The following is a 13,632-nucleotide window of genomic DNA, read 5'->3' on the forward strand; positions in this document are numbered from 1 at the left end:
TCGATCAGGTAATTCATTGTGGACACTTGCCGGGTGCCGGGACTGGTCGTTTAAGGAGGTGATCCAGCCGCAGGTTCCCCTACGGCTACCTTGTTACGACTTCACCCCAGTCATGAACCACACCGTGGTGATCGCCCTCCGAAGTTAGGCTAACCACTTCTGGTGCAGTCCACTCCCATGGTGTGACGGGCGGTGTGTACAAGGCCCGGGAACGTATTCACCGTGACATTCTGATTCACGATTACTAGCGATTCCGACTTCACGGAGTCGAGTTGCAGACTCCGATCCGGACTGAGACCGGCTTTTCGGGATTAGCTCCACCTCGCGGCTTTGCAACCCTTTGTACCGGCCATTGTAGCACGTGTGTAGCCCTACCCGTAAGGGCCATGATGACTTGACGTCGTCCCCACCTTCCTCCGGTTTGTCACCGGCAGTCTCCCTAGAGTTCCCGACCGAATCGCTGGCAAATAGGGACAAGGGTTGCGCTCGTTACGGGACTTAACCCAACATTTCACAACACGAGCTGACGACAGCCATGCAGCACCTGTCTGTGCGCTCCCGAAGGCACCAATCCATCTCTGGAAAGTTCGCACGATGTCAAGGGTAGGTAAGGTTCTTCGCGTTGCATCGAATTAAACCACATGCTCCACCGCTTGTGCGGGCCCCCGTCAATTCATTTGAGTTTTAACCTTGCGGCCGTACTCCCCAGGCGGTCGACTTATCGCGTTAACTGCGCCACAAAGGTCTCTAGGACCCCAACGGCTAGTCGACATCGTTTACGGCGTGGACTACCAGGGTATCTAATCCTGTTTGCTACCCACGCTTTCGCACCTCAGTGTCAGTGTCAGTCCAGAAGGCCGCCTTCGCCACTGGTATTCCTCCCGATCTCTACGCATTTCACCGCTACACCGGGAATTCTACCTTCCTCTCCTGCACTCTAGCCTGACAGTTCCGGATGCCGTTCCCAGGTTGAGCCCGGGGCTTTCACAACCGGCTTATCAAGCCACCTACGCGCGCTTTACGCCCAGTAATTCCGATTAACGCTCGCACCCTCCGTATTACCGCGGCTGCTGGCACGGAGTTAGCCGGTGCTTCTTCTGTGAGTGATGTCCTTCCTCGGGGGTATTGGCCCCAAGGCCTTCTTCCTCACTGAAAGTGCTTTACAACCCGAAAGCCTTCTTCACACACGCGGCATGGCTGGATCAGGCTTGCGCCCATTGTCCAATATTCCCCACTGCTGCCTCCCGTAGGAGTTCGGGCCGTGTCTCAGTCCCGATGTGGCTGATCATCCTCTCAGACCAGCTACGGATCGTCGCCTTGGTGAGCCATTACCTCACCAACAAGCTAATCCGACATAGGCTCATCCGATAGCGCAAGGTCCGAAGATCCCCTGCTTTCTCCCGTAGGACGTATGCGGTATTAGCCTGGGTTTCCCCAGGTTATCCCCCACTACCGGGCAGATTCCTATGCATTACTCACCCGTCCGCCGCTCGACGCCTGGAGCAAGCTCCATCGTTTCCGCTCGACTTGCATGTGTTAGGCCTGCCGCCAGCGTTCAATCTGAGCCATGATCAAACTCTTCAGTTTAAAGTCTGATAGTTCCTAAGGTGGAACCAAACCTGGCTCAAGGTTCAAACGTTCTCAAAAAGACCCGAAGGTCCTTGACGAGTCGCTTGCCTTGAATGTTGCAGTGACTGGTCACCGACATCCCGACAAGCGCCCACATGAATTACCTGATCGATTGTTAAAGAGCGGCTCCGGGCTCTCATAGAGAGGGGAGCGTCTCGCTGTTGCCGTCGTGGCCAGCTGCTTCCGATGGAAGCGGCAGTCTCGCCGGCGCCCTGCGAGGAAGGCGTATTCTACGTGATCGGCTGTCGCTGTCAACCGTGTGTGTCGATGGCTTCAGAGGAAGCGATCCGGCTGACCGAGCGGTCATCTCGCAAGCGAGGTGACGCCCGATAGAGCCCTCAGCGGCTCTCTGTCACGATTGGCGCGCATTCTACCGAATGCGGCGAGTTCGTCAAGCGGGAATTTTCCAGAACATCTCGAAAAACCCGAATGGGAACAGGCACTTCTGCCACTTTTCACCGCCTGCAACGTGTGCCCGTCGCCGGCAGCGGATCCGTACTTTACGGATTTCCCCGCGGCCAAGCAAGGCCTTCATGTAAAAAAGTTTCACGCCTCCCCGGCGAGTCATCCACAGGGCCTGGTGTCAGGCGCCTGTGGATGACCTTAGCCCGAAGCGGAGCGGCTGGCCCGGTCGAGCAGCGAGAGAATCGAGCGGTAGGGGATGTTGCCGTGCTGGCTCAGGCCGATCTCGCAGGTGCGCGAGTTCGAGTAGCCGGCACTGCACCCCTTCACCTGCTCCGCCAGTCCCTCCAGTGCGGAGGCATTCAGCTCCGGGGTCGTGAACCCCTTGTCTCCGGCGAAACCGCAGCAGGTAATCTCCGCGGGCACCACCACCTCCCGGGCACAGGCTCGCACCAGCCCGACGAACTTGTCGGCCAGCCCCATGCGGGTGCTCGAGCAGGTGACGTGCACGGCGACCCTCTCGTCGAGCGGCGTGACAGCGAGCCGGGGCAGCAGGTGGTCATGGGCGAAGGCGACCGGTTCCAGCATCTCGAGTCGCTCATCCAGGTGCTCCCGCATCTGCAGGGTGCAGGGACTGGTGTCGCAGAGCACCGGATAGCGCCCGTTCTGGCTCGCCACCAGCAGCTCGCGGTTGAGTTCACGCGCCTTGTGGTTGGCCTCCTCGTACTGCCCCTTGGACTTGAAGGCCATGCCACAGCACAGGTGGCCGATCATCTCCGGCAGGATCACCTCGAAGCCAGCCTTGTCGAGCAGCGCCAGGGTGATCTCCATCACCGAGCGTGACTCGGCCTCATCGTCATGGGCCGTCCCGAAGATGCGGGTGGCACAGGAGGGCAGGTAGACCACCTTGTCCCTCGATACATCCCCCGACGGCGCATGTTCCAGCACCCGGACCGGCGCCGACCTGGGCAGGGCCGGACTCCACTGGGGCAAGCGGTCACCGCTCAACCGACGCGCACCGGTACTCATCTTTTCCATCAGGTTGACGCCCAGCACGGCGCGCGCCGCGCCCGCCGCGGTCAGACCGCCCCGCGCCGCACGCGTCGCCCCGGAGAAGTGTCGGCCGATGCGCCTGGCCAGGGCGGCCTTGTCCAGCGAGCGGTCGCGACGCAGCTGACGCACCATTTCACCGGTATCGATGCCCACCGGACACTGGGTGGCGCAGAGCCCCGTGGCCGCACAGGTGTCGATGCCCTGGTAGACATAGGCCTCCTCGAGCTGCTTCATGCGGTCCTTGTCGGCGTCGGTGACCTGGTTACCCAACGCCTCGAGCCTCGCCAGCTCGCGACGGATCACGATGCGCTGGCGTGGCGTCAGCGTCAGGTCGGTCGAAGGGCAGACTGCCTCGCAGAAACCGCATTCGATGCACTTGTCGACGATCGCGTCGGCCGCCGGCAGGGGCTTGAGGTTCTCCAGGTGCAGCGTCGGGTTGCGGCTGAGGATCACCTCGGGATTGAGCAGATTGCCGGGATCGAAGAGCGCCTTGATCTCCCACATCAGCGCATAGGCCTCGGGCCCCCACTCCAGTTCCACGTAGGGCGCCATGTTGCGCCCGGTGCCGTGCTCGGCCTTGAGCGAACCGCCATACTCCACGCCGACCAGCTGCGCCACTTCGTCCATCAGCGCCTGGTAGCGCTCCACCTCGCCGGGCTTCTCGAAGCCCTGGGGAAAGACGAAGTGCAGGTTTCCCTCCAGGGCGTGCCCGAAGAGGATCGCATCCCGGTAGCCATGCCGATGGAAGATATCGGTCAGCGCCAGCACGCCCTCGTCGAGACGCTCGATGGGAAAGGCCACGTCCTCGATGATCACCGTGGTGCCGGTCTCGCGCACCGCCCCCACGGCAGGGAACAGCCCCTTGCGGATCTTCCAGTAGAGGGCATAGGTAGCGGCGTCGCGGGTGAAGGTGACCGGCTCCAGTGTCTGGATGCCCTCGAGGGTCGCCTGCACCGCCTGCATGCGCGCCTCGAGCTCGGCCTCGTCGTTGCCACGCACGTCGACCAGCAGCGCCGCCGCCCCCTCGGGTAGCGTCCTCAGCACCGCGGGCATGCCAGGCTGGTCCTGCACGGAGCGCAGCGCGGCCCGGTCCATCAGCTCCACGGCGGAGACCGGCGCCTGCTTGAGGGCGATGGTCGCGCGGCAGGTCGTGCCCATGTCGGGGAAGAAGGCCAGCGCCGCGGCCTTCAGGGGCTCGTCGACCACGGTGTCGTAGGTGATGGTGCTGATGAACCCCAGGGTACCCTCGGAGCCGATCATCAGGTGCTTGAGGATCTCGATGCCATCACTGAAATCGACCAGGCTGTTGAGGGCGTAGCCGGTGGTGTTCTTGAGCCGGTACTTGTGGCGGATCTTCCCGGCCAGGGCATCGTTGCCCTGCGTCTGGGCGGCAAGACGTTCGAGCCCCGCCAGCAGCACCCCATGGGAGGCCCGGAAGGCGGCGACGCTCGCGGCGTCGGCGGTATCGAGCAGGCTGCCGTCGGCCAGGATCACCCGGATGTCGCGCACCGTGCGATAGCTGTTCTGGGCCGTGCCGCAGCACATCCCCGAGGCATTGTTGGCGGCGATGCCGCCGACCATGCAGCTGGCGATGGAGGCCGGGTCGGGACCGATCTTGCGCCCGTAGGGGGCCAGCAGCTGGTTCGCCCTGGCCCCGATGACCCCGGGCTGCAGGCGGATCGCCTGGCCCTCGTCGAGGACCGCATGGTCCCTCCAGCCGCGGCCGAACTGGATCAGTACCGAGTCGGTCACCGCCTGGCCGGAAAGCGAGGTACCGGCGGCGCGAAAGGTCACCGGCAGCTCGCGCTCCCGGCACTCCGCCAGGGTCCGCTGCAGCTCCGCCTCGTTCTCGGGGCGGACCACCAGTTGCGGAACCAGCCGGTAGAAGCTGGCATCGGTACCGTAGGCCAGGGTACGCAGCGGGTCGTCGATCAGCCGCTCGGCGGGTATCGTCGCCGCCAGCGCCGCCTTCAACTCGCGCCAGGCGGTCTTGGACGTCATGTCTCTTCCCCCACCGCGGTGCCGGCATGGCGCACGATGACCACCAGCTCGCGGGGCCCATGGACCCCGTAGGCCAGGGTCTGCTCGATGTCCGCGGTCTTGCTGGGCCCGGAGATCAGCAGGGCGTTGGTGGGCATGCCGCCGGCCCAGCCCTGGGCCTCGACGACATCGAAGAAGGTGTCCTCGAGGGTATGGGCGTCCAGCATCGCAATATGCACCGGCGGCACCAGGCTGATCAGCCGCGGCTCGTCCGGCGTTGGCCAGAGCCACAGGCTGCCGGTCTCGGCGATGGCCCCGCGGGTCGAGGTCAGGCCCGCATCGACGCTCTCGAACTGCTCGCGCTGCCAGGACTCGATGTCGCGGTCGACGTCGACCAGCTCCACCTCGGTATCGGCCAGGGCGCGGCGCGCCTCGGCGGCCACCGGGTGCTGCTTCCCCAGTGCCAGCCGGCGCACGCCCTTGTCGGCGAGCACCCTGGCCAGGGTCTCGGTCCAGTCATCCCCGTCCGCGTGGATAACCTCGCCGTGCACCGAGGCGATCCAGCGCTCGAAGCGCACCAGGCGCTCCTCCTGGCTCCAGCCTCTATGGGTCACCACGGCGAAGTCGCTCTCTGGGGCGCTCAGCGGGCCGTCGGCCCGCTCGCGCAGGCGCTTGAGAATGGCGTTGCGGGCACTCATCAGCGCTCCTCCTCGCGGGTCTTGTTCGCCTGATGGCGCTTGACCAGTGCATGCAGGGTGGTGCCCGCCGGCTTGGGGGCGGTGCGGTAGTCGGTCCAGGCGCCCAGCTTAGAGGGCGTCAGCGCCCTGAGCTTGCCGGCCACTGCGGTGCCGGCGCGCCAGGCGGAAGGATGGGTCGCCATCCACTGGAAACCCTTCCAGGCGGCGGCTTCCTTGCGGGTGCGCTTGACGCCGGCACCGGCCACGTTGCCGCGCCCCTCGCCCACCGACTCGCGACGCAGGCGCACCAGCAGGTCGGGGATCGGGATCTTCACCGGGCACACCTCGCCACAGGCGCCACACAGGCTCGAGGCCGTGGGCAGGTCCTTGGTGTCTTCCAGGCCCATCAGGTGGGGCGACAGGATGCTGCCGATTGGGCCCGGGTAGGTGGTGCCGTAGGTGTGGCCGCCGACCCGGGTGTAGACGGGACAGTGGTTCATGCAGGCGCCGCAGCGGATGCAGCGCAGGGTATCGAGCAGTTCGTCGTCCTGGTAGATGCGGGAGCGACCGCTGTCCACCAGCACCAGGTGCACCTCACTGGGCCCGTCATGCTCGCCCTCCTTGCGCGGCGAGCTGATCATGTTGAAGTAGGTGGTGACGTGCTGCCCGGTGGCCGAGCGGGTCAGCAGGGCATAGAGGGGCGGGACGTCGCGCAGGTGCTCGACGACCTTCTCGATGCCGGTCACGGCCACGTGTACCGGCGGCACCGTGGTGGTCATGCGGCCGTTGCCCTCGTTCTCCACCAGGCACAGGGTGCCGGTCTCGGCCACCGCGAAGTTGACACCGGAGACCCCCACGTCGGCGGCCATGAAGCGCTCGCGCAGCTGTTGCCTGGCCGCCGCGGTCATGTAGTCGACGTCGCGGGTGCGCTCGGTGCCGGTCTTGTCGTGCATGATGTCGGAGATCTCATCGGTGTTCAGATGGATCGCCGGCATGATGATGTGCGAGGGCGTCTGCTCGTTGAGCTGCACCAGGTACTCGCCGAGGTCGGATTCCAGCGCCTCGATGCCCGCCTCCTCGAGGTGAGCGTTCAGGTGCATCTCCTCGGAGACCATCGACTTGCCCTTGATCACCGACCTGGCGTCGTGGGACTGGCAGATCTCGCGGATGATCCGGCAGGCCTGCTCGCCATCCTCGGCCCAGTGCACCTTTATGCCGTTGGCTTCGCAGTTGGCCTCGAGCTGCTCTAGCAGGTCAGGCAGCTTCGCGAGTGCCCGCAGGCGGATGTTGGCGCCCAGCTCGCGCAGGGTCTCCAGGTCCCAGTCGCCGAAGCTGTCGCGGCGCTTGTTCATCAGGCCATCCATCGCCTTGCGGAAGTTGGCGCGGATCTGCGGATTGCCCAGGGCATCGTGGGCCTGGCGGTGAAATTCCCGGGGGGTGAAGGTCTGCACGCTCATGAGGTCCTCCGCCACAGGTAGCTGGCGATGTGCTCGCCCTTGACCGGCTTCTTCTGCTGCTCGAAGCGCCCGCCGATGTTCATCATGCAGCCGCAGTCGGAGGTCACGAAGCGCTGGGCGCCGGCCTCCGCGATGGCCGTGGTCTTGTCCTCCACCATGGCGGCGGAGACCTCGGGATGACGCACGGCGAAGGTGCCGCCGAAGCCGCAGCACTCGGCGGCGCGTGCCTGCTCCACCACCTCGACCTGGCCGAGCTGGGCCAGCAGGGCCGGGCCGGTCTCGGCCAGTCCCATCTCGCGCCGGGCGCTGCAGGAGGTGTGCATGGCGACCTTCTCCGGTTCGCCGCGATCCTCGAGCTTCAGGTGACAGACATGGACCAGGAACTCGGTCAGCTCATGGATCCGCCCGGCCACTTCATTGGCCTGCTCCTCGAGGTCGGTCCCGGCAAAGAGCTGGGGGTAGTGGGTGCGCATCATGCCGCCGCAGGAGCCGGAGGGCACCACGATCGGCCAGGGCTCGGGGAAGAGGCCGAGCTGGGCCGCCGCCACTGCCCGGGCCTCCTGCTGGTAGCCCGACGTGTAGGCCGGTTGCCCGCAACAGGTCTGGTCCTCGGGAAAGAGCACCTCGATGCCCTCCCGCTCGAGCAGGCGGATAGCGTCCAGGCCAGCCTCCGGATAGAAGAGGTCGACGAGGCAGGTCCCGAAGAAATAGACCTTCTCCGGCTTCGGTGGATAGAGCTTGACTGGCGTCATGGCAGATCCTGGACAGCGCAGGAGCACGGCAGCATTGCGCTGAAGTCGTTGATTCGGGCTACGGAAAATTGGTAAAACCAATTGACACTGAAATGTTGCCGCACATTAGGAGGCGGAGCCTGCAGTGTCAAACGCGCGCTGCCCGCTTCCCAGCCCCGCCTGCCTATACTTTAGTCTATCGCCTTCAACGCTTCTCTCAACACCTTGATGCGGCAGGATAAATCCAAGCGACTCGGGACAGCGACGGCGAGGCGCAGACGCAGTGTTTGGTAATACCAATTTGATGGCGATACCATGCCGACATCCGCCACGTGTTCCGGAGCCACCACCATGGCCTATCAACCCGTCCGACAGCCTCGCCTCGCCGACGTCATCACCGAGCGCCTCGAGGCGCTGATCCTCGAGGGCAGCCTGAAGCCCGGCCAGCGCCTGCCGCCGGAGCGCGAACTGGCCGAGCGCTTCGGCGTCTCGCGACCCTCGCTGCGCGAGGCCATCCAGAAGCTGTCGGCCCGCGGCCTGCTGACCAGCCGCCAGGGTGGCGGCACCTTCATCAGCGAGGAGCTCAACAGCGGCTACAGCGACCCGCTACTGGAGATGCTCTCGCGCCACGGGGAGTTCCACCTCGACCTGCTCGAGTTCCGCGACGCCATGGAGGGCATCTCCGCCTACTATGCCGCCCTGCGCTCCACGCCCACCGACAAGGCGCTGCTGATCAAGCGCTTCGAGGAGCTCGAGGCGTGCTTCAAGGGCCGTGATCCGGCGCTCGAGGCCCGCGCCGACGCGGCCTTCCACATGGCCATTGCCGAATCGGCCCACAATGTGCTGCTGCTGCATACCATCCGTGGCATCTTCCACCTGCTGGAGAAGAGCATCGTCGACAACCTGGCCCACCTGTTCGAGAAGCCCGAATCGCGCCCCCTGCTGATGAAGCAGCACCGCGCCCTGCTCGATGCGATCCTCGAGGGCCGGGCCGAGGACGCCCGCACCCGCGCCCATGAACACCTGGTCTTCGTGGAAGAGGGGCTGCTCGAGGTCGAGCGCGCCGAGACCCGGGCCCAGCGCGCCCTGCGCCGCGCCCAGGTCATGCCCGCGACCTCACGCTGAGGCGGCCATGCCGACGACGTCCCGCCTCCGGGCCCGCCAGCTGCTCTGGTTGCTGATGCCCCTCGGCCTGGTGCTCGCCATGTGGCAGGCCGCCCTGCTGGCCCGCGACCAGGCCCTGCAGGGGCTGCGCCAGGACGCCGAGAACGAGCTGCGCCTCTCGGCGGCGAGCCTGGTCGGCCATCTCTCTCGCCACGACTACCTGCCCGACCTGCTCGCCTCGCGGGAAATGGTCAGGCGCTTCCTGGCCTCCCCGGAGAGCCAGGACCCCATGCCCCTCAACCGGCTGCTGGACCGCTTCCGGGCCACCGCCGGCGTCTCGGACATCTACCTGATCGACCGCCACGGCGACACCCTGGCCGCCAGCAACTGGCATCGCCCCAACACCTTCATCGGCCAGAACTACGCCTTCCGCAGCTACTTCCAGGATGCCATCGCCGGTCACGCCGGGCGTTTCTATGGCCTGGGCGTGCAGTCCCGGGAGCGCGGCTACTACTTCTCGGCGCCGGTATGGCTCGACGACACCGCACCGGACGCCAGCCCCGATGGCGTCATGGTGGTGAAGGTGCTGCTCGACACCCTGGAGGCGAGCTGGGCGGAGCAGGATGCCGAGCTGCTGGTCACCGACAAGGACGACATCATCTTCATGGCCAGCCGCCCGGAGCTGCGCCTGCGGGCCCTGCAGCCGCTCTCCGGCGACGAGCGGGAGGCGCTGCTGGATACCCGTCGCTATGCCGACGAGCCGCTGGCCCCCGCCGGCATCGAGATCACCGGGAGCCCGGGCGAGCACAGCCAGCGGGTCGGCTTCCGGCGGGGACCGCTGGCCGAGGACGACTATCTGGGCCTGTCGCGCCCCATGCCGGCGTTCGGCTGGGAGATGCATATCCTCAAGTCGCTGGCGCCGGTGATCCAGGCCCAGTGGCTCGCCGCCCTGCTGGCCGGCGGCCTCTACGGCGTGGTGGTCCTGGCCGGCGGCATCGGCTGGCAGCGCCTGCGGCTGCGCCGCGAGCGCGAGCAGTTCGCCGAGCGGGAGCGGCGCACCCTGGCCCGGGCCCGCGACGAGCTGGAGCTCAACGTCCAGCGCCGCACCCGCGACCTGGTCGAGACCAACCGGCGCCTCTCCGGCGAGATCGAGGAGCGCCGCCGCGCCGAGGAGCGACTGCGCCAGACCCGCGACGAGCTGATCCAGGCCGCTAAGCTCGCCGTGCTCGGCCAGCTCGCCGCCGGCATCAACCACGAGCTCAACCAGCCGCTTGCGGCGATTCGCGCCTATGCCGAGAATGCCGCCGCCTTCCTGGCGCGCAGCCGCACCGAAGCGGCGAGCAGCAACCTGGCGCAGATCATCGAGCTCACCGAGCGCATGGCCGAGATCAGTGCCCAACTGCGCCAGTTCTCGCGCAAGAGCGGTGACAGGCCCACCAGCGTCTCGGTCCCCGCCTGCTTCGGCTACGCCCTGCGGCTCTTCCAGTCGCGGCTGCGCGATGCCGGGGTCGCCGTCGAGCGCGACTGGCCCGAGGAGGAGGCCTGGGTGCGCGCCGACCTGGTGCGCCTGGAGCAGGTGCTGGTCAACCTGATCGGCAATGCGCTACAGGCCATGGCCCAGACCGAGACGCCGCGACTGCAGCTCGGCATCGAGCCCGACGGCGGCGAGGTGCGGATCCGGGTCATCGACAACGGCCCAGGCATCGCCGAGGCCCACCTGGGGCGGATCTTCGAGCCCTTCTTCACCACCAAGTCGCCGGGCAGCGGCCTGGGGCTGGGGCTGTCGATCTCGGCGCGCATCATCGACGACCTGGGCGGCCGGCTGGCGGCGGACAATGCCCCTGGCGGCGGCGCCCGCTTCACCATTACCCTGCCCCGCGACCCCGGTCCCGAGGCGACCGGCGACACCAGGCCCGAGGAGCACGACACCCATGCATGAGCCGGCGACCCTTCCGGTGATGATCATTGACGACGAGGCGCACCTGCGCATCACCGCCGGCCAGACCCTGGAGCTGGCGGGGTACGAGCCCCGCGCCTTCGAGAGCGCCGAGGCCGCCCTGGCGGCCCTGACGCCGGACTTCCCCGGGGTGGTCGTCAGCGACATCCGCATGCCCGGCATGGACGGCATGGCCCTGCTGCGCGAGGTGCGCGGCCGCGACCCCGACCTGCCGGTGATCCTGATCACCGGCCATGGCGACATCTCCACCGCCGTGGAGGCGATGCGCGAGGGCGCCTGGGATTTCCTGGAGAAGCCCTTCGCCGGTGAGCGCCTGGTGGAGATGGTGCGCCGCGGCATCGACAAGCGCCGCCTGAGCCTCGAGAATCGTGCGCTCAAGGCCGAGCTCGAGGCCCAGCAATCGGCCCCGGGCCCACGCCTGGTGGGGCGCACCCCGGCCATCCAGCGCCTCGCCTCCATGGTCCAGCGCATCAGCCAGGTGGAGACCGACGTGCTGCTGTTCGGCGAGACCGGGGCCGGCAAGGACCTGGTGGCCCGGGCCATCCACGAGCGCAGCTGCCGCGGCGGCCACCCCTTCGTGGCCATCAACTGCGGCGCCGTCCCCGAGAGCATCATCGAGTCGGAGCTGTTCGGCCACGAGAAGGGCGCCTTCACCGGGGCCGTGGAGCGGCGCATCGGCAAATTCGAGCATGCCCAGGGGGGCACGGTGTTCCTCGACGAGATCGAGTCGATGCCGCTGTCGCTGCAGGTCAAGCTGCTGCGGGTGCTGCAGGAGCGCTCCATCGAGCGCCTCGGGGCCAACGTGCCGGTGCCCCTGGACCTGCGCGTGATCGCCGCTACCAAGGTCGACCTCAGGGCCGCGGCCGAGGCGGGGCGCTTCCGCGAGGACCTCTACTACCGGCTCGAGGTGGTCACCCTGCCGATCCCTTCGCTGCGCGAGCGGCGCGAGGACATCCCGCTGCTGTTCCAGCACTTCGCCGTGGTCGCCGCCAACCGCAGCGGGCTGGAAGCCCCGCCGCTGGATGCCGCCGGCATCTCCGCGTTGCTCGCCCACGACTGGCCGGGCAACGTGCGCGAGCTGCGCAACCTGGCCGAGCGCTACGTGCTGCTCGGCGCCACCTGCGACTACCGCCTGGATGCCCTGCTCGAGGGGGTGGGCAGCGACAGCGGCGACCTGGCCCTGCCCCAGCAGGTGGAGCTGTTCGAGAAGAGCCTGATCGACCAGGCCCTGGCCCGCCACCGTGGCTGCGTCAGTGAGGCCTGCGAGCAGCTCGGCCTGCCGCGCAAGACCCTCTACGACAAGCTCAGGAAGTACGGCCTAAAGGCCGAGGACTACCGCCAGAGCGAGGCCCCCTGACGGAGCAGCTCCTGCAGCGTTCCCCAGGGGGGCAGCCAGGGGATCAGTGCGGCGACGAGCACCAGCATGAGCGCCGAGTTGCCCGGCTGGCGATAGTCGAACAGCTTGAACGCCGTACCGAAGGAGCGCTTGATGCGCGTCCCCACCAGGTCGACGCTGTAGAGCTCATCGAGCAGCAGGTGGATCAGCGTACCCAGCACCAGCGCCAGCCCCTGGGCCCAGGCCATCCAGGCCTCCTGCAGGAGCCACTGGTAGCTGGCCACCGTGGTCGCCAGCCCGCACAGCAGCGATGCCAGCAGCGAATGCCAGATACCCCGATGCACCGAGAAGCGCCTGAACACGGCACTCAGCACATAGCGCACGCCGACATACAGGCCGCCACAGGCGACGATGAGCCCCCCCGGGCCGAGCCATGCCTGCAGCAGCAGGGCGCCCACCACCACCGACAGCACGGCGAGCAGGGTGAAGATCAGGCGGATCGCATGGGAATTGTCGGCATCGACATCCGGCAGGATCCCGCCGAAAGCGGTCAGGATGGCCAGGGAGGCGGCGTCGGTGGCGGACAGCGAGGTAGCCTGCCAGGCGCCCAGACCCAGCAGCGCGCCACCGGCCACCGCGACGCCGAGGTGGGTACGAAAATCGGCCATGTGCAGAGACTCGAAAATACTGGATGAAAAACCAGATTATGCGCAGCATGGCCAGAAAAAACAATCAGTTGCCAATTGGCGACAGGCTCAGCCTGCCAGGTACTCGTCCTTCAGCCTGACGTAGTTGCCGGCGGTGTAGGGGAAGAAGGCCCGCTCGGTCTCCTTGAGCGGGCGCAGCGCCTTGGCCGGGTTGCCGGCGTAGACGTGGCCGCTCTCCAGGCGCTTGTCCGGCGTCACCACGGCACCGGCGGCGATGATCACCTCGTCCTCGACCACGGCGCCGTCCATGACGATCGCGCCCATGCCCACCAGGATGCGGTTGCCCAGGGTGCAACCGTGGAGGATCGCCTTGTGGCCGATGGTCACCTCCTCGCCGATGGTCAGCGGGAAGCCGTCGGGGTTGAAGTCGCTGGCATGGGTGATGTGCAGCACGCTGCCGTCCTGCACGCTGGTGCGCGCGCCGATGCGGATGCGGTGCATGTCGCCGCGGATCACCGCCATGGGCCACACCGAGCAGTCGTCGCCCAGCACCACGTCACCCAGCACCATGCAGGCCGGGTCGATATAGACCCGCGCACCCAGCTGCGGAGTCTGTCCCTTCCAGGGTCGCAGGCTCGTTGCCTCGCTCATTGCTCACC

The 13,632-nt window shown here is 66.9% G+C and carries 9 protein-coding genes and 1 rRNA gene; 3 read left to right on the forward strand and 7 right to left on the reverse strand.

All coding sequences use genetic code 11. The features are described 5' to 3' along the window. Positions 1-51 precede the first annotated feature (51 nt). From QLQ83_RS07970 to QLQ83_RS07990, 5 genes are all read right to left on the reverse strand, one after another. A 16S ribosomal RNA gene (locus QLQ83_RS07970) occupies positions 52-1,587 on the reverse strand. Positions 1,588-2,232: 645 nt separating this feature from the next. Beyond that, positions 2,233-5,085 carry an FAD-binding and (Fe-S)-binding domain-containing protein gene (locus tag QLQ83_RS07975; protein ID WP_282734990.1) on the reverse strand — a complete coding sequence of 951 codons (2,853 nt, stop codon included), beginning with the start codon at positions 5,083-5,085 and terminating at the stop codon, positions 2,233-2,235. Beyond that, a complete protein-coding gene (locus tag QLQ83_RS07980) occupies positions 5,082-5,762 on the reverse strand; it encodes a LutC/YkgG family protein (RefSeq protein ID WP_282734991.1) in 681 nt (226 codons plus the stop codon). Before QLQ83_RS07980 ends, QLQ83_RS07975 begins: the two co-directional genes overlap by 4 nt. Beyond that, positions 5,762-7,198 (reverse strand): LutB/LldF family L-lactate oxidation iron-sulfur protein, encoded by a 1,437-nt coding sequence (locus tag QLQ83_RS07985; protein ID WP_282734992.1) that lies wholly within the window; start codon positions 7,196-7,198, stop codon positions 5,762-5,764. Before QLQ83_RS07985 ends, QLQ83_RS07980 begins: the two co-directional genes overlap by 1 nt. Continuing rightward, positions 7,195-7,950: a (Fe-S)-binding protein gene (locus QLQ83_RS07990; RefSeq protein ID WP_282734993.1), complete on the reverse strand. Its 756-nt coding sequence runs from the start codon at positions 7,948-7,950 to the stop codon at positions 7,195-7,197. Before QLQ83_RS07990 ends, QLQ83_RS07985 begins: the two co-directional genes overlap by 4 nt. Positions 7,951-8,280: 330 nt before the next feature. Here QLQ83_RS07990 and QLQ83_RS07995 point away from each other — a divergent pair, with 330 nt between their 5' ends. Genes QLQ83_RS07995 through QLQ83_RS08005 form a run of 3 tightly spaced genes read left to right on the forward strand, consistent with a single transcriptional unit; the run spans position 8,281 to position 12,347 of the window. Then, positions 8,281-9,054, forward strand: a complete 774-nt coding sequence (locus QLQ83_RS07995; RefSeq protein WP_250062665.1) for a GntR family transcriptional regulator — start codon at positions 8,281-8,283, stop codon at positions 9,052-9,054. Positions 9,055-9,061: 7 nt separating this feature from the next. Next, a complete protein-coding gene (locus tag QLQ83_RS08000) occupies positions 9,062-10,972 on the forward strand; it encodes a sensor histidine kinase (RefSeq protein ID WP_282734994.1) in 1,911 nt (636 codons plus the stop codon). Continuing rightward, positions 10,965-12,347, forward strand: coding sequence for a sigma-54-dependent transcriptional regulator (locus QLQ83_RS08005; RefSeq protein WP_282734995.1), 1,383 nt, complete (start codon positions 10,965-10,967; stop codon positions 12,345-12,347). Before QLQ83_RS08000 ends, QLQ83_RS08005 begins: the two co-directional genes overlap by 8 nt. On the opposite strand, the gene QLQ83_RS08010 is transcribed toward QLQ83_RS08005, so the two are convergent. After that, positions 12,323-12,994 carry a metal-dependent hydrolase gene (locus QLQ83_RS08010; protein ID WP_282734996.1) on the reverse strand — a complete coding sequence of 224 codons (672 nt, stop codon included), beginning with the start codon at positions 12,992-12,994 and terminating at the stop codon, positions 12,323-12,325. The genes QLQ83_RS08005 and QLQ83_RS08010 overlap by 25 nt on opposite strands. Positions 12,995-13,081: 87 nt before the next feature. Then, positions 13,082-13,624: a gamma carbonic anhydrase family protein gene (locus tag QLQ83_RS08015; RefSeq protein ID WP_282734997.1), complete on the reverse strand. Its 543-nt coding sequence runs from the start codon at positions 13,622-13,624 to the stop codon at positions 13,082-13,084. Between the last annotated feature and the right edge of the window lie 8 nt (positions 13,625-13,632).

It is taken from the genome of Halomonas rhizosphaerae (assembly GCF_030010555.1).
GTDB classification, from domain to species: Bacteria; Pseudomonadota; Gammaproteobacteria; order Pseudomonadales; family Halomonadaceae; genus Halomonas; species Halomonas rhizosphaerae.